This is a genomic window from Paraburkholderia sp. BR13439 (assembly GCF_040948805.1).
In the GTDB taxonomy this organism is placed as follows: Bacteria; Pseudomonadota; Gammaproteobacteria; order Burkholderiales; family Burkholderiaceae; genus Paraburkholderia; species Paraburkholderia youngii.
Genome location: NZ_JBFPKN010000003.1, coordinates 406,352 through 424,793, shown reverse-complemented (window position 1 = coordinate 424,793; position 18,442 = coordinate 406,352). Strand labels below are relative to the sequence as shown.

General features: G+C 62.8%; 16 protein-coding genes. 4 read left to right on the top strand and 12 right to left on the bottom strand.

The annotated features are described in order from the left end of the window. Positions 1 to 262: 262 nt before the first annotated feature. From AB3X96_RS08770 to AB3X96_RS08725, 10 genes are all read right to left on the bottom strand, one after another. On the bottom strand, positions 263 to 427 hold the full coding sequence (locus tag AB3X96_RS08770; protein ID WP_368589395.1) for an FmdB family zinc ribbon protein: 165 nt from the start codon (positions 425 to 427) through the stop codon (positions 263 to 265). A gap of 118 nt (positions 428 to 545) precedes the next feature. Continuing rightward, positions 546 to 2,144, bottom strand: coding sequence for a methyl-accepting chemotaxis protein (locus tag AB3X96_RS08765; protein ID WP_368589394.1), 1,599 nt, complete (start codon positions 2,142 to 2,144; stop codon positions 546 to 548). A 141-nt stretch (positions 2,145 to 2,285) separates the two neighbouring features. Next, entirely contained in the window at positions 2,286 to 2,978 is a 693-nt protein-coding gene (locus tag AB3X96_RS08760) for a phosphatase PAP2 family protein (protein ID WP_368589393.1), read from the bottom strand. Positions 2,979 to 3,108: 130 nt separating this feature from the next. Further along, the gene (locus AB3X96_RS08755; protein WP_368589392.1) at positions 3,109 to 4,821 is read right to left on the bottom strand and encodes a SulP family inorganic anion transporter; all 1,713 of its coding nucleotides are present in this window, start codon (positions 4,819 to 4,821) and stop codon (positions 3,109 to 3,111) included. Positions 4,822 to 5,481: 660 nt separating this feature from the next. Further along, positions 5,482 to 6,534: a substrate-binding domain-containing protein gene (locus AB3X96_RS08750; protein ID WP_368589391.1), complete on the bottom strand. Its 1,053-nt coding sequence runs from the start codon at positions 6,532 to 6,534 to the stop codon at positions 5,482 to 5,484. A 45-nt stretch (positions 6,535 to 6,579) separates the two neighbouring features. After that, complete coding sequence (locus AB3X96_RS08745; RefSeq protein ID WP_368589390.1) at positions 6,580 to 7,740, bottom strand: ABC transporter ATP-binding protein; 1,161 nt, start codon at positions 7,738 to 7,740, stop codon at positions 6,580 to 6,582. Positions 7,741 to 7,743: 3 nt separating this feature from the next. Then, positions 7,744 to 8,661, bottom strand: coding sequence for a carbohydrate ABC transporter permease (locus AB3X96_RS08740; RefSeq protein WP_368589389.1), 918 nt, complete (start codon positions 8,659 to 8,661; stop codon positions 7,744 to 7,746). After that, on the bottom strand, positions 8,658 to 9,614 hold the full coding sequence (locus tag AB3X96_RS08735) for a carbohydrate ABC transporter permease (RefSeq protein WP_176124737.1): 957 nt from the start codon (positions 9,612 to 9,614) through the stop codon (positions 8,658 to 8,660). The genes AB3X96_RS08740 and AB3X96_RS08735 overlap by 4 nt, the downstream gene beginning before the upstream one ends. An 8-nt stretch (positions 9,615 to 9,622) precedes the next feature. Further along, entirely contained in the window at positions 9,623 to 10,861 is a 1,239-nt protein-coding gene (locus AB3X96_RS08730) for an ABC transporter substrate-binding protein (protein ID WP_368589388.1), read from the bottom strand. Between the two features lie 94 nt (positions 10,862 to 10,955). Continuing rightward, entirely contained in the window at positions 10,956 to 12,374 is a 1,419-nt protein-coding gene (locus AB3X96_RS08725; RefSeq protein WP_184227315.1) for a GH1 family beta-glucosidase, read from the bottom strand. 320 nt (positions 12,375 to 12,694) lie between these two features. On the opposite strand from AB3X96_RS08725, the gene AB3X96_RS08720 reads away from it, so the two are divergent. Beyond that, positions 12,695 to 13,081, top strand: a complete 387-nt coding sequence (locus AB3X96_RS08720) for an ester cyclase (RefSeq protein ID WP_368589387.1) — start codon at positions 12,695 to 12,697, stop codon at positions 13,079 to 13,081. Between the two features lie 120 nt (positions 13,082 to 13,201). Here AB3X96_RS08720 and AB3X96_RS08715 read toward each other — a convergent pair whose 3' ends face one another. Continuing rightward, positions 13,202 to 13,357: a hypothetical protein gene (locus AB3X96_RS08715; protein ID WP_368589386.1), complete on the bottom strand. Its 156-nt coding sequence runs from the start codon at positions 13,355 to 13,357 to the stop codon at positions 13,202 to 13,204. Between the two features lie 82 nt (positions 13,358 to 13,439). Further along, the gene (locus AB3X96_RS08710) at positions 13,440 to 14,684 is read right to left on the bottom strand and encodes a DUF1479 domain-containing protein (protein ID WP_368589385.1); all 1,245 of its coding nucleotides are present in this window, start codon (positions 14,682 to 14,684) and stop codon (positions 13,440 to 13,442) included. Positions 14,685 to 14,779: 95 nt separating this feature from the next. Between AB3X96_RS08710 and AB3X96_RS08705 the strand changes: the two genes are divergently transcribed. The 3 genes from AB3X96_RS08705 (at position 14,780) to AB3X96_RS08695 (ending at position 18,286) form a co-directional block, all read left to right on the top strand. Next, positions 14,780 to 15,742: a helix-turn-helix domain-containing protein gene (locus tag AB3X96_RS08705; RefSeq protein ID WP_368589384.1), complete on the top strand. Its 963-nt coding sequence runs from the start codon at positions 14,780 to 14,782 to the stop codon at positions 15,740 to 15,742. A 65-nt stretch (positions 15,743 to 15,807) separates the two neighbouring features. Then, the gene (locus AB3X96_RS08700; protein ID WP_368589383.1) at positions 15,808 to 16,755 is read left to right on the top strand and encodes a lactate dehydrogenase; all 948 of its coding nucleotides are present in this window, start codon (positions 15,808 to 15,810) and stop codon (positions 16,753 to 16,755) included. 52 nt (positions 16,756 to 16,807) lie between these two features. After that, positions 16,808 to 18,286: a DASS family sodium-coupled anion symporter gene (locus AB3X96_RS08695; RefSeq protein WP_368589382.1), complete on the top strand. Its 1,479-nt coding sequence runs from the start codon at positions 16,808 to 16,810 to the stop codon at positions 18,284 to 18,286. Positions 18,287 to 18,442 lie beyond the last annotated feature (156 nt).

The following is an 18,442-nucleotide window of genomic DNA, read 5'->3' as shown; positions in this document are numbered from 1 at the left end:
GCGGCTTGAGCGGTAAGCAGATACTGGTGGCTGCACAGTATGGGATCAATTCATAGCAAGTTCTGCCGGGCGGCCGCTACGGGCTTCCATGCGATTGGCGGCACGATACTTGCGGGCTTACATCGCAGCCTGTTGCCAGAATTGCACGCTCCCAGCCAAGTCCCCCAATCTCCACGAGGCGACGGCGAAAATCGGCGAGCGAAGTTCCGTCGTTAGGCGAGAACCGACGTTCGAACGTCCCTGAGAACCGCGAAGACAGATTTCAGCTTTTTCGGGACGTTTTCGGCACAAATGGCGTGGGTATGTGCTGGACCTTCTCGCTTCCGCACTTCGGGCAAGCGGGATGAGCGTTTTGATGTTCAGCAAGATGCTCGGCATGTTCGAACATCTCACCGCACTTCTCGCACCTGTACCGGTAAGTCGGCATGGCATTCCTCCAACGAGAATCCTGCACGTCGTGCCGACCAGATGCGTTTACGACGTCGGCAATAACCCATTCTAGTGCAGGAAAGTGCGGGCGCTGATTGCGGCACTGACCGCGATGATCAGTTTGGCCCGTCACCTACCAGCCGAAAAACCTGCACGGCATCCTCCAACGTGGACGCCTGTTCCTGCATGCTGGCCGCCGCGGCTGCCACCTGCTCCACCAGAGCAACGTTTTGCTGTGTCATCTCGTCCATGTGTCCGATCGCGCGATTGATTTCGCCGATGCCGGTACTTTGCTCGTTGCTCGCGTGGGTGATCTCACCCATCAAGGTGACCACACTATCGACCGCCGTAACGATTTCGGTCATGTCCCGGCCAGCCTGGTCGACCAGTTCTCCGCCTGCGTTGACGTTGCCGACCGAGTCGGTGATCAGCGCCTTGATTTCCTTGGCGGCCACCGCGCTGCGTTGGGCCAGGCTGCGCACTTCGGCGGCGACGACCGCAAAGCCGCGCCCCTGGTCGCCGGCGCGCGCCGCCTCGACGGCCGCGTTCAAAGCCAGGATATTGGTTTGAAAGGCGATCGAATCGATCATGCTGATGATGTCGACGATCTTGTGTGAACTGCCGCGGATCAGCGACATGGTGGTGACCACATGGCCCACCACGGTGCCGCCTTTGACCGCGAGATCGGAGGCCGACGCGATGTGCTGGTTGGCGTGCGATGCGCGTTCGGCATTGGCGCGGACCATCGCAGTCAATTGCTCCATCGTCGAAGCGGTTTGCTCGAGCGAGCCGGCTTGCGCCTCGGTGCGGGACGACAGTTCCGCGTTGCCGGCGGCAATCTCGCGCGCGCCCAGCGCGATCATATCGGACGCCCGTCGCACGTTGCCGACTACCGACGCGAGGCCGACACTGATGCCGTTCATCGCCTGCATCAACTCGCCCAGTTCGTCGCGCCGGCTGACATGGACTTGCGCGGTCAAGTCGCCGGCCGCCAATTTTTCCGCGGCGGCCTTCGCTTCGAGCAGTTGCATGCCGAGACCGCGCCGGGTCGTCACGTAGACCAGCGCGCTGACCAGCAGCGCGCCGAGCAGCCCGAAGCCGATCACCCCGGTTGGCAGGAAAGGCGGTGACGCCCCCTCGGGGCTCGCCTGGTCGGGGAGGATCACTGCCTGCAGCAGCCGACCATAGCCCAGCAGGAGTACGGTATTCGCGGCGAGGGTCAGCAGCGCGAGCCTGGCTCCGATCGACAGGTTCCACACCTCGCTGACATCGAGGCCGACGTATAGCGCGCCGATTACGTCGCCGGAACTGTCCCGGATCGGCTCGTACCGTGTCATGTATTGCTTGCCGAATAGCGTCGCGTAACCGGTGTAGGGCTGCCCGCTGCGCAGCATCCGATAGCCGGGGTGCGAGCGGTCGAGTACCGTGCCCACGGCCCGCTCGCCGGTTTGCCTTTTGACCGAAGTGGCGACGCGCACGAAGTCGTCGCCTATCGCGACGAACAAGGTGCCCGTCGCGCGGGTTTTGTCGGTGAAGCGGTCAACTTCGCCATAGTTGAGGTTCAGCAGCGTGGTCCCGTTCAGCAGCCTCGGCGTCATCACACCGAGGATATCGACACCGCTTGATTCGTCGCGTGTAAATGGAGCTGGAAAATACCCGGCGAGCGTTCGCGCGTGACGACACACCTGGGCCTTGAGCGGCAGCAGAGAGTACATGAAGTGAACCCCCGTCGACTGTGTCAGCGATTCGAATGAATCGGACGTTTTATTGTGATTTCATTAGACAGAATATTGCATGAGATGGCAATAGAGAGTGCTCGCTAATCTCAGCTCACTGAAAGCGAGGCGCCGGGCGGGTCATAGATGCTTGAACACGCCGCACGCCAGAGCACGCAACTCTTCGAACTGCGTGACGAGTTGAAGGCACAGAAGGAAGGCGAGTATTGCCGAAGGTCCCCGATAGCGTTCGATCCATCGCAGCACCGGGGTCGCGTAGCGCTTGCGAATCGCATCGCGCGTCAGGATCAACGTGATCCCGATTCCCAGCGCGGCGCCCACCAGCAAATCGGTCGGATAGTGAAAGCCGAGATAGGCGCGCGGAAGGCAAATGAACAGCGCGGTATAGAGAAGCGCCAGCACGCCGATGCCCCGCCACACGAGGAAGATGCCGGTGGCGATAGCCATCCATAGCATCGCGTGATCGCTCGGGAACGAACTCCAGTCCGACAACTGCGCAGCCTTGGTCGCGCCGCTTGCGAACTGCAGATGAAGTTCGGGGTTATAGATGGGACGCACTCTAAATGGCAACCAGTGCGCCAGCAGCCTTCCGACGAAGAGCGCCACGGCACCGCTGAGAAGCGTCGCGAGCACGATTTCGCGCCGCCATTCGGCGCGTTCGTCTCGTTGAAACCAGATCCACCAAAGCACGGGAATCAATACCAAGCCTTTAAAGGAGTACAGGTCGGCGATGGCTTGTATCGATTGGGTCGTGAAATGACCGAAGCGTATGCTGGACAGATATGTTTCGATGGTCGAGTCGAAGCTGTTCATGTTTTTGTAATTAATATCTGCTGATCGCAGCGAAAGATCAGCCTAATCCAGCCAGGCGACAAGAAATGAGGCGCAGACAACGTTTGCCACCAACTTTTTTCTCGTTCCGATACCGCACGCGCCCTCCCCGTTATGGCGCCCCCTTCACCTGCTCATGCGGCTTCTCCACCCCCGCCATACTCAGCGCCTCATGCAGCGTGCCGAAAATGCAGCGCTCCTCGACGATCGGCGTGATGCCATGCCGATCCATATCCGAGCGCAAATAGCGATTCACGCGCGCAAAGACCACTTCGATCCGATCGCGCTTGAGCGCCGAGCACAACTCGCCCACCGAGCGCGCCGCCGAATAATCGACATCCGTAATCGCGCTCGCATCGACGACGAACCAGCGCACGGCGTTCGGTGCGTGCTCGATCAGGCGGCGCGCATCGTCGACGAAAAAATGATCGTTCGCGTAGAACAGGTCGGCGCCGAAGCGATAGACGATCAGCCCCGGCGCGGTCTCGATGCCGGGCACCGCCGGCACCGGCACCCACATGCCGTCGCCGTTGGGCGCGAGCATCATCGTGTGCGGGCGGTAGCTGTGTCGGACGTGACGCAGCAACGACAACGCGACCGCGACCAGAATGCCGTGCTCGACGCCGATCAGCACGACCGCCGCCGCCGTGAACAACGCTAGCGCGAATTCGCCGGGACTTTCGCGGCGAATCGAAAAGAGCGACTGCACGTTGATCAGGCCGACCGCAATCGTAAACACGATGCTCGCGAGAATGCAGTGGGGCAAATACTGCAGATAGCGGCTGAAAAACAGCAGCACGATCACCACGACCGCAGCGAACACGAGCTGCGCCAACTGGCTGCGTGTGCCGGCTCGATCGGCCATCGCGGTCTGCGTCGGGCTGCCGTTGACGACGAACGCGCCGGAAAACGCCGCCGCCGCGTTGGCGGCCGCGATGCCGAGCAGGTCCGCGTTGGTATCGACCACCTCGTGATAGCGCTCGGCGAACACCCGGCTCGCGGCGGCGCTTTGCGCGACGATCATCACGAAGCACGACGCCGCGACCGGCACGAGATCGAGCGTCTGCTGCCACGTCACCGACGGAACCCGCAGCGGCGGCAAGCCGCCCTCCACCGGACCAAGAATCGAGATGCCGTGCGCGGCGAATCCGAACAGGTCGCTCGCGGCAATGCCTCCGACGACCGCGATCAACGGCACCGGCAGGCGCGGCCAGAAACGCTTGCAGACGAGAATCGCAGCCACCACGAAGAGCGAGATCGCCAGCGTCGGCCGATTGATCTGCGTGGCCTTGCTCACGACGAGCAGCAGTTGGTCCACACTGCGCGTCGCATGTCCGGGCACGCCCAGCATGTCTCCGAGCATCGCGATGCCGACCTGCACGCCGACGCCGGCGAGAAAGCCGACCAGCACGGTGCGCGACAGGAAGTCGGCGAGAAAACCGAGCTTGAAGATGCGCGCGACGAGCAGCAACCCGGCCGTCAGCAGCGCGACCATCGCCGCGAGCGCCGCGTATTCGGCGCTCGACGCGGCTGCCATCGTCTCCAGACGGCTCGCGAAGATCGTCGCCGTGGCCGAATCGGCAGCGACGACCAGATGCCGCGACGCGCCGAAAAACGCGAACGCGACGAGCGGCAGGAATACAGTATAAAGTCCGGTGACGGCCGGCATGCCGGCAATGCGCGCATAGCCGAGCACCTGCGGTATGTCCATCGACGCAAGCTGCACACCGGCCAGCGCATCACGCGCCGCCGCGATCCGGCTCAAAGGAAGAACGCCCTTCAGCACGCTCGCACGTGCCGCCATTTTCTGCAGAGAATCTTGCATATGCGATGCCGACCCAAATCGAAGGTAATCGCGCATCGTGCCGCGAACCCGCACGCCAAGGCAAGACTTGCTGAAAGGTAAAACGGGCTATTGACGAATACGAAAAACAGAAAGCAAATCGAAAGGACGCAAACGGTTGCCCCTTTCAAATTGACGACGAACCAACGAATACTAATGACAAAGCGAAAATCTCCACGGCACGGCCGCGGAAAGAACGCGCGCAGGAAATCTACCGTTTGAAACGTCCCGTCTGCGGATCGACATGGCGCGCAAAACTAAATAGCGCAGCGATGCCGATCGGACAGGCGATCAGAAAGATGGCCAGCATCACACTCACCCCGTAACAACTTGTTACAGCGGAGTTTAGAGAAATTTGACGCAAGTTTAATGAGGGAAAACCGCAAAGCAGTCTTGCGAAGAATTACGACGACCTTTAAATGACCGTCACATCCGTAAGTGAAAACGCGAATAAGCGCGCGACGGCTCGCGTTAAAAAACTCGAAGAAAAATCCGTTGGACTATGAGAAAAGCCTCGCCGCGTATAGCCGGCAGCCGCGTCCCCGTTTGGTTCGCAAGTTTGAAACGGCGCCGGCATAACACAACCGGGGCGGCGCGCGTCCGCGCGCCACACATCACACCGCCACGATTAGGCAAATCCTTCTACCGGGTTGCGCCACGCGTAATTTTCTTCTGTATCGGCGCTGGCCCGACCGATTCGCGCATCGTCACGCTGACCGGAAACTCGCGGAAGATCTCCCACGTGGTGCCGTAACACTGATTGATCAGCCAGCGCACCGCGTTTTGCGTCAGGTCTCCGGTCGGAATATGCACCGACGTGAGCCCGGGCGCCGCGTACGCGGCCGAGTAGTCGTCGTCGTAACTGATCACGGAAATGTCGTTCGGCACCGAAATGCCCGCCTGGTGAAAACGCGCGAGCACGGCGACAGCCATCGTGTCGTTCGCGCAGAACAGGCCGGTCACGCGCCGCTGCGTCTCGAGCAGCTTCTGCGCGGCCGCGTAGCCGCCTTCGGGGGAGAAGTCGGATTCGATCAGCAGGACGTCGTCGCGCGCAATGCCTGCTCGCGCGAGTTCGGCGAAAAAGCCGTCGATCCGCATCACGTTGTCCGACGCGGTAGCGGGCCCGGAAATCACCGCGATGTCGCGATGCCCGTGATCGAGCAGCGTGCGCGCCGCGAGTTCGCCGCCGCGCCGATGATCCGCGCTGAACGACGCTTCCGGCAACTGCTCGAACGCGCGATTCAGGAACACCATCTTCGGATGCATGCCATGCAGCATGATCAGGTCTTCGTCGTGCAGATCGTGGCTGATCACGACCACGCCATCGCAATCGCGGCCGATCAGAAAGCGCACTGCCTCGATTGCCTGCTCGCGCGGCGACACCTCGCCGCAACCGGTCGCGACCACGACATGCCGGCCGACCGCGCGCAGCTCGGTGTCGGTCTGCTTCAGGATCGTGCCGTAGTACGGACCAAAGAAGGTCGGCACGAAGATGCCGATGATGCCTAGCTGCTGCGTCGCCATTGCCCGGCCGATCGACGACGGGCGGAAGTTCAGCGCCTCGATCGCCGCCTTCACGCGCGCCGCGGCATCGGCGGAAATCGGTCCCTTGCCGGAAATCGCTCGTGAGGCGGTCGACATGCCGACGCCGGCCAGTTGCGCGACGTCCTTGAGTGTTGCCACGCGGTTCTCCATCAAACCTGTCTCGACGAGCCGCTTCGCGCGTGACGCGGCGCGGCGTTATAAGCGCGCGCCGCTCGCTTCGTCGAATAGCGAGACATGCGCGGCGTCGAACGAGAACGCCACGGTGTCATCCTCCGCAATCGGCGCTTTTGTCTGATCGATCGACGCGATCTGTTCGCCATGATAGTCGAGCCAGATCACGCGGTGGTTGCCCATCGGCTCCATCAGCGAAACTTTTCCGCGCTCGCTGCCGCCTGCCGTGATATGCACGTCTTCGGCGCGCACACCGAGTACGCACGGCACACCGTGCGCGGGTGCCTGCGTGAACTTGTATGCCGACACGTCGATCTGCGCATTCCCGGAGCAGAAGTGGAGCACGCCGTCGCGCGTTGCGAGCGTGCCCTTCAGCAGATTCATCGCCGGCGAGCCGAGGAAGGTCGCGACGAACAGGTTGTTCGGCCGCGCATAGACCTCGGCCGGCGTGCCGAACTGCTGGATCACGCCGCCGCGCATCACGGCCATCCGTGTCGCGAGCGTCATCGCCTCGACCTGGTCGTGCGTCACATAGATCATCGTCGCGCCGAGGCTGTGGTGCAGTTGCTTCAGCTCACGGCGCAGCTCGGTGCGCAGCTTCGCGTCGAGGTTCGACAGCGGTTCGTCGAACAGGAACACATCGGCTTCGCGCACGATCGCGCGGCCGATCGCGACGCGCTGCCGCTGTCCGCCCGACAGCTGCGACGGCTTGCGCTTGAGCAGCGGCCCCAGTTGCAGCATCTCCGACGCGCGTGCGACACGCCTTGCGATTTCCGCCTTCGGCGTGCCGTTGATGCGCAGCGCGAACGACAGGTTGCGCTCGACGCTCATGGTCGGATAGAGCGCGTACGACTGGAACACCAGCGCGATGCGGCGATCTTTCGGATCGGCCCACGTCATGTCCTCGCCGGCGATCTCGATGCTGCCGTCGCTGACGTCGATCAATCCGGCGATGCTGTGCAGCAGCGTGGACTTGCCGCAGCCCGACGGCCCCAGCAGCACGACGAACTCGCCGGCGAGCACGTCGAGATCGAGGTTCTCGATCACCGTGTTCGCGCCGAGCCGAATCGTCAGATTGCGGACCGCCACATTGGCGGGATGCGTGAGCGCCGCGGCGTCGGAGGCAGCGCCCGCGCTTGCACCCGGCACGGCGGCCGCATCGATCGTATTAGCCATGTCTGTCATGCCTTACCCCTTGACGGCGCCCGACGCAATGCCGCGCACGAACCAGCGGCCCGAGATGAAATAAACCGCGAGCGGCACCATCGACGTCAGAATGGTCGCCGCCATATTGACGTTGTAGAGCCGCTCACCTGTCGTCGTGTTGATGATGTTGTTCAGCTGCACCGTCATCGGCAGATTCTTCGTGCCGGCGAACACGAGGCCCAGAATGTAGTCGTTCCAGATGTTCGTGACCTGCATGATCAGCGCGACGACGATGATCGGCGTCGACATCGGCAGCATCAGCTGAAAGAAGATGCGCCAGAAACTGCCGCCGTCGATGCGCGCGGCCTTGAACAGCTCCTGCGGAATCGACGCGTAGTAGTTGCGGAACAGCAGCGTCATCACCGGCATGCCGAACATCGTGTGAATCAGCACGATGCCGGGCAGCGAGCTGAACAGATGCACGCTCGCGAGCACCCGCACGAGCGGATAGATCATCACCTGCACCGGAATGAACGCGCCGACCAGCAGCACGCCGAACAGCAGGCCCGCGCCGCGCGGCCGCCAGAACGACAGCGCGTAGCCGTTCACCGCGCCGACCATGATCGACAGCACCGTGCTCGGCGCGACGATGCGCACCGAGTTCCAGAAGCCGACGCGAATGCCGTTGCAATCGAGCCCGGTACAGGCCGACTGCCATGCGGCAACCCACGCGTCGAGCGTGAAATGCATCGGAAGCCCAAGCAGATTGCCGAGGCGGATCTCGCTCATCGGTTTGACCGACGTGACCAGCATCACGTAGAGCGGCAACAGAAAGAACACCGCGGCGGTCAGCAGGAACGCGTAGATGCCGAGGCGCGCCGGCGAGAACACCGAACGGCGAGGCCGCGTGCGCGCGCGCTGCGGCAGGCCGCCTTTGAGCGTGGAATCGAGCGTGTTCATCCTCTCTCCCCGCGCAGCGCCGCACGGCTGCGTGCATAGAAGAATGGCGCGAGAACCGCGAGCACCGTCGCGAGCAGCACGATCGATGCTGCCGACGCAAGACCGATATTCGCGCGTCCGAACAGATAGTCCATGATGAATTTGGCCGGCACTTCGCTGGCGGTGCCGGGGCCGCCCTGGGTCATCGCGACGACCGCGTCGTACAGCTTCACGACCATCACGAACAGCAACACGAACGCGGTCGAGATCGACGGTCCGAGCATCGGCACCACGATGCTCGCATACACGCGCCAGCGTGGAATGCCGTCGATGCGCGCGGCTTTCCACAACTCTTCGTCGATGCCGCGCAGGCCCGCGAGCAGCAGCGCCATCACGAGGCCCGAAGCCTGCCAGACGGTCGCGATCACGATCGTGTAGATGACCCAGTCCTGATCGACGATCCAGTCGAAGCGCGCATGCGGGAAGCCGAGGTTGCGCAGCACCTGCTGCGCACCGAGCGAGGGATTCAGAATCCACTGCCACACGAGCCCGGTCGCGACAAACGACATCGCGTACGGATACAGAAACACCGTGCGCAACGCGCCTTCCGCGACCACGCGCTGATCGATGAAGATTGCCAGCAGCAAACCGATCACCATGCACGCGACGATGAAGCACGCGCCATAGATCACGATGTTCTGCAGCGACATCAGCCAGCGGTCGTTGTGGAACAGCCGTACGTACTGCGTGAGGCCCGCGAAGTCGTTCGACGGAAACGTGTGCGAATTGCTGAGCGACACGCGCGCGGTCCAGACCATCGTGCCCAGATACGTGAACACGACGGTCAGGAGCATCGGCAGCAAGGCCAGCCAGACCGCTATCGAAAACCGCCGGTTCAGCGGCTTGTTTCGCGGCCTGGGTTGCGACTTGCCCGGTGGGTTCGAACCCTCGGCTGGCAGCTTGAGCGCGTGCATGGCGAGGCCTAGCCCTTCAGTGCGCTGGCGAACGCTTTCTGCGCGTCGTCGACGGACTCGTTCTTGTTCCAGAAGTTCGTCACGACGTCAGTCAGCGCACCTTGCGTATCGGGCGACAGCAGCATTTCCGGGTTCGGCAACTGGCGCGACTTGTCCTTCATGATCGCGATGCCCTCCTTGGCGCAGATGTCGAGGCTGCTTTCATCCACGTCACCCCGAATCGGAATCGAGCCCTTCTTCGCGCTGAACGCGACTTGCGCGGACGGCGAGGTCATCACCGTGGCGAGCAGATTCTGCGCTTTGATAGCCGACGCGCTGTCGGTCTTCGGGAACACGAACACGTCGCCCGCAACCAGGTACGGCGAACGCGGACCGAAGCCCGGGAAGCAGCCGAAGTCCTTGCCCGCAGTCTGATTCGCCGCGAGGAACTCGCCCTTCGCCCAGTCGCCCATGATCTGAACGCCGGCCTTGCCCGAAGTCACGAGCGCGGTCGCGTCGTTCCAATTGCGGCCAGGCGAGCCCGGGTCGACGTAATCGTGCAGCTTCTTGAACGACACGAGCACCTTCTTGAACGCCTCGGAATTCACCGCGTTCTGATCGTGATCGCGATAGACCTTCATATACAGGTCCGGGCCGCCCACATCGGCGAGCACCGCGTCGAACGTGATCTTCTCCTGCCACGGCTGACCGCCGAACGCGAGCGGAATCACGCCCGCGCTCTTCAGCTTGCCGAGATCGGCGATGAATTCGTCGTAGCTTTTGGGCTCACTCGCGATGCCCGCTTTCTGGAACACCGGCTTCGAGTAGAAGAACCACGCCGGCATATGGATGTCGACCGGCGCCGCGTAGAAATGGCCCTTCACGCGGATGCTGTCGAGAATCGATTGCGGAAAAATGCCGTTCCAGTTTTCTTTCGCGGCGACGTCGTCGACGTTATTCAGGAGTCCCTGATCGATCAGATCGTGGAACTGCTTCGACGTATTGAACTGTGCGGCTGTGGGTGGATCGCCGCCGACGATGCGGTTGATCGCGGTGGCGCGCGCCTGGTCCCCGCCGGCGACCGCGTTGTCGACCCATTGGCCGCCGGCCTTGTCGTACGCGACGGCAAACTGACGAATTGCGGCCGACTCGCCGCCCGAGGTCCACCAGTGAATCACGTTAGCCTTGAGCGGCTCCGCGTGCGCGACGACGCCATACAGCGCCAGTGCCGCAACTACGCCTCGCAAGACCATTCTGTTGCTGTTCATTCCGTCTCCTCCAGGCTCCGCGCCTGTGTGTCAAGTCGAAATACCAACCAGCTCCACCCGGTTTTACATCGTTGCTGCGTCGTTTTGATTGTGTTTATTGCGCCTGCGCCTTGCGATCTTCGAGGAATTTCGACACCAGCTCCGCGCTGCGTTTAATCGTGCGCTTCTGCGTCTGGTAGTCGACGTGCACGATGCCGAAGCGCCGCTCATAGCCGAACGCCCACTCGAAGTTGTCCATCAGCGACCACAGGAAATAGCCGCGCACGTCGACGCCCGCCTTGATCGCCTGATCGACCGCGGCGAGATGGCGCTTCAGGAACGAGATGCGCTGCGTGTCCTCGACGCGGCCGTCGATGACCTTGTCGTCCGATGCCATGCCGTTCTCGGTGATGTAGATCGGCGGCAGATTGGCATAGGTGTCCTTGAAGCCGGTCAGCAGATCGCGAAGACCGTCAGGGTAAACCTCCCATCCCATCTGCGTACGCTCGACATCTGCAAGCGGCACGTCCTTGAATCCATGCCCGCCGTCGCTCGCCACGTTGGTGCGGAAATAATAGTTGATGCCGAGGAAATCGAGCGGCGTATTGATCGTCTGCATATCACCTTCGAGCACCAGCGGCTCGCTGCCCGGCCACAGCTCGAACAGGTCTTGCGGATACTCGCCCTTGAACAGCGGATCGAGAATCCACGCGTTGTGCTGAACTTCGAACAGTTCGGCCGCGCGACGGTCGGCGGCGCTGTCGCTATTCGGCGTGCCGCGCCCGACGTTCGCGACGATGCCCTTGTGCGAACGCGGATCGTTCGCGCGCAGCACCGGAATCGCGAGACCGTGCGCGAGCAGCAGATGATGCATGGCCTGCGCGGCGAAACGCAGGTTCGAGAGTCCCGGTGCGTGATGACCGTTGCCGTAGCCGAGATACGCCGAACACCACGGTTCGTTGAGCGTCGCCCACGCATCGACGAAGCCGTGCAGTTCGCGGCTCATCAGATCCGCGTAATCGACGAAACGGTACGCGGTTTCGCGATTGAGCCAGCCGCCGCGATCTTCGAGATGCTGAGGCAGATCCCAGTGATACAGCGTGACGAAAGTCGTGATGTTCTTCTCTTTTAGCCGTCCGAGCAGGCGCTTGTAGAAGTCGAGTCCCTTGTGGTTCGGCGCGCCGTTTTCGTCCATCACGCGCGGCCATGCGGTCGACAGCCGGTACGCTTCGAGGCCGAGGCCCGCGAGCAGATCGACGTCCTGTTCCCAGCGATGATAGTGATCGCATGCGACGGCGCCGGTGTCGCCTGCCAGCACCTTGCCCGGTGTGGCCGAGAACGTGTCCCAGATCGACGGCAGGCGGCCGTCTTCATTGACCGCGCCTTCGATCTGATACGACGCGGTGGCCGCGCCGAGCAGGAAATCCTGGCGCCATAGCGACGAATCGGCGGGCGGTGTGAATGGATCGGAATGCGGGTCGCCGTGAGCGCTTGGTTGTTCGGCGTCGACGACTGCGGATGCGTTGTTTACCACGGATTCTCTCCTGCGATGAGGTCGTTGAACCGGGTGTGGCGGAACTCGATGCGCTCTCGTTCGAACTTCCTGTGAACACTTAAGTGGAAGCGCTTCCACACTGTCGAGTGAACGATAACAGTGGCGAAATCGGAGCAGCAATCCGGGTTTGTCTGGAGAGGGTGTCTCGCATCCGTGCGAGGGTGATGCGGGGTGCATCGAGGTCGTTCGACTGCAGCGGATGGTTGCGGCTTCAGACGAGGATCCCGAGCCGCCATTCAACGCTAAATCCCAGAACGCCGACAATCTGCTTAACTACTTTGGCATGGAAGACGATTGCGATGAACGAATTCAATCTGTCGAAACTTTACCGCGGCTATATCGCCTGTCTGAACACGCAGGACTGGTCAAAGCTGCGGGACTTCGTTGGCGAAGACGTGAAGTACAACGGACAACGAATCGGTTTGCCGGGCTATCGCGAGATGCTGGAAAGAGATTTCCGCGAAATTCCGGACCTGCACTTCGAGATTCAGATGCTGGTTTGCGAGCCGCCGCATATCGCAAGCCGATTGCATTTCGACTGCACGCCCATCGGCATGTTTCTCGGGCTTCCCGTGCAAGGCAAACGCGTCGAGTTCTGCGAGAACGTCTTCTACGAGTTCGGTGACGGCAAGATCCAGCAAGTCTGGTCGGTCATCGACAAAGCCGCGATCGAGAGTCAGTTGTAGCGGCGCAGGGACACGCCGCGCTCACGCGCTGCGCTGTGGCATCAACCCGTCGCCACGATTGACGCTGCACTGAACCGCCCAGCGGCACATCTATTCTATGTATCGAGCGAATGCGCTCGTCTACGGCTTGTCCTCTTCGCGATCGGGGTCGATGTCGGGATCGAGCGGCGGCGCGTCCGGGTCCTGCGAAGGACCGATGTCGGGCAGATCCGTCTGCACGACGTCGGACTCATCCGGCCGGATCGGGTTTTCGTCCTTGTTCGGTGTGGTGGCCATGGCCGGTCCTCCTTGGGTCGTTGCCATGCTGAAATGGCAGCAAGTTCCGCTCCCGGTCCAGAGGCAGCCATGTCCTTTCCGCTCACGAATCGAAGCCCATCTGCGCACGGCCAAGCTCGGTGAGATCGTCCGACGTCGCGCGGCCGACGAAATCGACTTCGAAGTTATCGGCCGGAAAATCCGGCGGGCTCCTGCCTTCGAGAAAGCTCGGCAGTTGCCGCTTCAGGTACGCATCGTTTTTCGCGCAGGCCGGCAGCGAAGCGATATACATCACGTTGCTATAACCGTTGCCGCGATGCGCGTCCTCGACCGCGTGAATGACGTCGCTATGCCAGAACACGGTGTCGCCCGCCTGCATCAACGGAATCGACGACAGCGCATGAAACAGCGGCGCGTGATACTCGGACTTGATCGACAGCGCGCGCCCCGGCATCGCTCCGCACAGATCGTCTTCGGCGACATCATCCTGAAGCGCGCGCAACAGGATGTAGACCATCGAGTTCGCCATCGGCACCAATTGCAGCGTGCCGTCGCCGGGACCTTGCGGCGTCAGCGCGGTCCAGCCCTGGAACGTGCGGAACATCGAACAGACGGCCGGCGAAGCGATCTCCTCGACTTCGGTGCGCCACGCGGCATCGAACGGATCGTAGTCGCGCCAGTTGCCAGAGAACACGTGGCGATAGACGTTGCGGAAATTTGGCTCGATCCAGCGCTCGACCGAACCGCCGTCGCAATGGGCCGACAATCCGAGCGATTCCGATCCGGGCGGCCGGCGACGCAGGCGGTCCGCATACACCGGCACATGGTTCGGATCGAAATGCACGCGCCCTTCGCTCTCGGTGCGCCACAGCCGGTTCAGGAACACGCGGGCCTGGGTGAGCGCGCTCGACTGGCGCGCGAGCACCTGCGGCTTCGACCAGTACACCCCGTAGATTTGCGGCTTGCTCGAAGCGAGCTGGCCGAAGTACTTGTCTTCCGCGCGATTCAGCAGCTTGGCGTCGAGGTCGTTGCGCTCGACGTATTCCGCGATGTCCTGATCCCATTGCTCGACGAGCGACCGGTCGAACACCCTGCGGATCACGCAGGCGCCGCGAGCTTTGACGAGCGCGATCTGCTCGTCGGTGACGCGGTTCGCGACGATGTCGGCGAACTGGATTTCCGGAATCACCGGCTCGCCGCGCTCACGCAGCGTTGCGATTCGCTCGGCCTCCTTCGTCATCGCCGCTGCGACGTCGGCGAACACTTCACGGTAGTTCGGCAGCATTGCGCGCAGTTCGCGCTTCGCTTGACGGATGGCTGCCGGCAGATCGTCGATTTGCAAGGCCATTGCATCGTCTCCATGGGGTTTCTGATGCTTGAAGCGTACGCCAACGAGCAGTGCGCGCGTGATACTATCCGGTCAATGATTTGACGATTTCGGACATGAAAGCCGCTTTCGAGCATGTGGATTTTGGCCGGGACTGTTCGGTCAGGGTCTATCACCGCCGGCTGCCCCGCATCCCTTTCGAATGGCACCACCATCCCGAGTACGAGCTGACGCTGACGATGAACAGTCAGGGCAAGCGGTACATCGGCGACTCCGTCGCGACCTACGGCGCGGACGATCTGGTGCTGGTGCCGCCGAATCTGCCGCACACCTGGGCCTCGAACCGCTCGATCGACGCGGCGCACCCGCAGGTCGCGATCGTCGTCTGGTTCGACGGCGCGTGGCTGCGGCGACTCGCCGATGTCTGCCCCGAATACAACAGCCTCTGCGACCTGTTGCGCAGAGCGGCCTGCGGCCTCGCATTCGAAGAGGGTGCCGGCACGCGCATGCGTGAGCACCTGGACCGCCTGCTGTCCGACAAACCGCGCGAACGCTTGCAGGCGGCGCTCGACGTGCTGGATCTGCTGTCGACGCTTCCCGCCACGCCGCTCGCATCCCCAAGCGCATTCGCTGCGCGGACCGGCGCCGCCACTGGCCACGAATCCGATCAGCTCAATCGCGCGCTCGCATTGATCGAGACACAGTTCGCGCATCCGCTGCGGCTTTCCGCGCTGGCCAAGGCGTCGGGGCTGTCCGAGCGCTCTTTGACGCGGCATTTCACGCAGCATCTTGGCGAGAGCGTCGGGCGCTACGTGACGCGTGTGCGAATCGGCCACGCGTGCCGGATGTTGACGGACACGCAAGCGCCGATTTCCGTCATTGCGACCCGCTCCGGGTTTGCGAACGTCGCGAATTTCAACCGGCAATTCAAAGCCGCCAAGGCCATGACACCGGTTGAATTCAGGCAGCAGTTCGCGGGCGCGCGGCGTGCCGAGCAACCGATGTCGCCGCAGCTCACCGAGCGCTCGCCTTCTCTCCAGAGGCGAAAAAGCGCGCCGCCGCGTAGGACTAAGGTCTGATTGATGGCAAACGCGCGCGTGCGACTATGCTTCGGGGGTGAAACCCGAACTTAACGAGGTTCGCGATGCGGCAGGCCAAGATCGTTATCGTCGGCGCGGGACTGGTTGGGGGATCGGCAGCCCTGTTCGTGGCGTTGGCCATTCCGAGCGCGAAAGTCGTCATCATCGACGTCGCGCGGGTGCGCGCTGAAGGGCAGGCTCTGGATCTCGCCCATGCCGCGGCATTCTGGGGGCACAGCCGGTTCCGCGCAGGGGACTACGAAGACGCGCGCGACGCCGACATCGTCGTGATCACGGCCGGCGCCGGCGTCAAACCCGGCGAAACGCGCCTGCACCTTGCCAGAATCAATGCGCAGATCGCGACCGAAATCGTCGGGCGCATTGCGCCGCTCGCGCCCGAAGCCATCTACCTGATCGCAACCAACCCGTGCGACGTGCTGACCGGCGCCGTGTACCACCAGCTGCGTGGCGAGCGCGAGCGCGTCATCAGCACCGGCACCTCGCTCGACACCGGGCGGCTGCGCTCCCTGCTGTCCGAACGGCTCGGCGTGGTGGCCTCCGCGATTCACGCCTATGTGCTCGGCGAGCATGGCGAATCGGCGGTGATCCAGTGGTCCGCCGCGACCGTCTGCGGCATGCCCCTCGAAACCTTCCTGACGAGGAACGGCAAGGAGCTGGGCCCCGCCAGCAGGGATCTGATCCTGCGCTCCGTTCACGAGGCGGCGAAGCTCATCAAGGAAGGCAAAGGCGCCACCCATTACGGCATCGCCAGCGCGATAGGCAGGATCTGCGAGGCCATCGTGCACGACATGGATCTGATCCTGACGGTCGGGATCGTCCAGCCCGAAGTGGAAGGTGTACCGGACGTGTGCGTGTCGCTGCCGATGGTCGTCAATGGCGCGGGCGCGCGCCTGATCGCCTATCCTGAACTTGACCCTATCGAGCGCGAGGCCTTGCTGGGCAGCGCGCGCATCGTCAAGGAGGCGACGCAAAGCGTGCTTCACGAGCGCTGACGCTTTCTCGCGCACTCCCAAAAGACCCAGCAACGCCGGCACGAGGTCCATCATGGCTCCCACACCTGCCAAGGTTTCACAGCCCACCAGCTCCCCGCCCGCCACGCCGAAGCCGTCGGTCGGACTGCCGGCGGGCATCTGGAAATATCTGGTGCCGGTCGCGGTCGGCCTCGTGCTGTGGTTTCTGCCCGCACCCGCCGGCCTGCAGCCGAAGGCGTGGCATATGTTCGCCGTCTTCGTCGCGACCATTGCGGGCATCATGACCGCCCCGCTGCCGATGTCGGTGGTTGCCATCATCGGCTCGACCATCGGCGTGCTGGTGGGCGTCCTGACGTTCGCCGACGTCACCCGATCCACCGGCACCGACCTCGTCTGGCTCGTGATGCTCGCGTTTTTCATTTCACGCGGCGTGATCAAGACCGGCCTTGGCCGCCGGATCGCGCTTCTGTTCATGCGATTGCTGGGAAAGCGCACGACGGGGCTCGGCTACGGGCTCGTGCTGACCGAACTCGTGATCTCCCCCGCGATGCCGAGCATCACCGCGCGCGCGGGCGGCGTGATGTTGCCTATCACGCGAGCGATTTCCGAAGTGCTGGGCAGCCACGCCGACGATCCGGAATCACGCGCGAAGGTGGGACGCTATCTGATCCTCTGCGCGTTTCACGCGAACATCATCACGGCGGGTATGTTCATCACGGCGATGGCGGGCAACCCGCTGGCGGTCAAGCTGGCCGCGGACCAGGGCGTGTCGATCAGCTGGCTCGACTGGGCGCTGGCGGCGTCCATCCCCGGTCTGCTGTGCCTCGCCGTGATTCCGATCGCGATGCTGTGGATCGCCCCGCCGCACGTCAGACGCACCCCCGATGCGACCGACCTCGCGCAACGGGAGCTCGCGACGATGGGCTCCATCTCGGTCAAAGAAATCATCATGGCGTGCATCTTCGTCGGCTTGCTGGTGCTGTGGGTGTTTGGCGACGATCTCGGCATCGGCGCGACGCTCGCGGCGGCGATCGGCGTGTCGTTGCTGTTCATCAGCGGCGTGCTGACCTGGCAGGACGCGCTGAACGAGAAGTCCGCCTGGGACACGATGATCTGGATCGGCCTGCTCATCATGCTGGCCTCCAAGCTCAACGAATATGGGATGGTGGCCTGGTTTGGCAAGGAATTCGGCCAGCACCTCGCGGGCTTTCCGATGCTGGCCGTCTATATGCTGGTGGCGGCGATCTATGTTTACATTCACTACTTTTTCGCCAGCGCGACCGCGCATATCAGCGCGCTGTTTCCACTTTCGATGGCGCTGATGGTCGCCGCCGGCGTCCCGCCCTTCGTCGCCGCGGTCTCGCTCGGCATTCTCAGCAACGTGAACGGTTGCCTGACGCAATATGGCATCGGCTCCGGTCCGGTGATGTTCGGCGCGGGCTACGTGACCCAGGGTGAATGGTGGAAGGCGGGCTTTTTAATGAGCCTGTTTTACATGGTGGCTTGGCTGGTGGTTGGGCCGCTTTGGTGGAAGGTGCTGGGGCACGTATGAGACAACGCGACTTTCGACGCGCGGACCGGACGGCCCGCGCGCACGTGATCCTGCTGCGTTTCCCGCTTCGTCAATCGCGAGCGGGCCTGACTCGCGCAACTTCCCAGCTCGTCATCGAGCGGCGCCGATCACCGCGACGCCGTCCGCGGCGCTAAC

Coding starts and splice junctions, on each gene's coding strand:
- AB3X96_RS08770 (WP_368589395.1), bottom strand. CDS start 427: ATGCCGACTTACCGGTACAGGTGCGAGAAGTGCGGTGAGATGTTCGAA.
- AB3X96_RS08765 (WP_368589394.1), bottom strand. CDS start 2,144: ATGTACTCTCTGCTGCCGCTCAAGGCCCAGGTGTGTCGTCACGCGCGA.
- AB3X96_RS08760 (WP_368589393.1), bottom strand. CDS start 2,978: ATGAACAGCTTCGACTCGACCATCGAAACATATCTGTCCAGCATACGC.
- AB3X96_RS08755 (WP_368589392.1), bottom strand. CDS start 4,821: ATGCAAGATTCTCTGCAGAAAATGGCGGCACGTGCGAGCGTGCTGAAG.
- AB3X96_RS08750 (WP_368589391.1), bottom strand. CDS start 6,534: ATGGAGAACCGCGTGGCAACACTCAAGGACGTCGCGCAACTGGCCGGC.
- AB3X96_RS08745 (WP_368589390.1), bottom strand. CDS start 7,740: ATGACAGACATGGCTAATACGATCGATGCGGCCGCCGTGCCGGGTGCA.
- AB3X96_RS08740 (WP_368589389.1), bottom strand. CDS start 8,661: ATGAACACGCTCGATTCCACGCTCAAAGGCGGCCTGCCGCAGCGCGCG.
- AB3X96_RS08735 (WP_176124737.1), bottom strand. CDS start 9,614: ATGCACGCGCTCAAGCTGCCAGCCGAGGGTTCGAACCCACCGGGCAAG.
- AB3X96_RS08730 (WP_368589388.1), bottom strand. CDS start 10,861: ATGAACAGCAACAGAATGGTCTTGCGAGGCGTAGTTGCGGCACTGGCG.
- AB3X96_RS08720 (WP_368589387.1), top strand. CDS start 12,695: ATGAACGAATTCAATCTGTCGAAACTTTACCGCGGCTATATCGCCTGT.
- AB3X96_RS08715 (WP_368589386.1), bottom strand. CDS start 13,357: ATGGCCACCACACCGAACAAGGACGAAAACCCGATCCGGCCGGATGAG.
- AB3X96_RS08710 (WP_368589385.1), bottom strand. CDS start 14,684: ATGGCCTTGCAAATCGACGATCTGCCGGCAGCCATCCGTCAAGCGAAG.
- AB3X96_RS08705 (WP_368589384.1), top strand. CDS start 14,780: ATGAAAGCCGCTTTCGAGCATGTGGATTTTGGCCGGGACTGTTCGGTC.
- AB3X96_RS08700 (WP_368589383.1), top strand. CDS start 15,808: ATGCGGCAGGCCAAGATCGTTATCGTCGGCGCGGGACTGGTTGGGGGA.
- AB3X96_RS08695 (WP_368589382.1), top strand. CDS start 16,808: ATGGCTCCCACACCTGCCAAGGTTTCACAGCCCACCAGCTCCCCGCCC.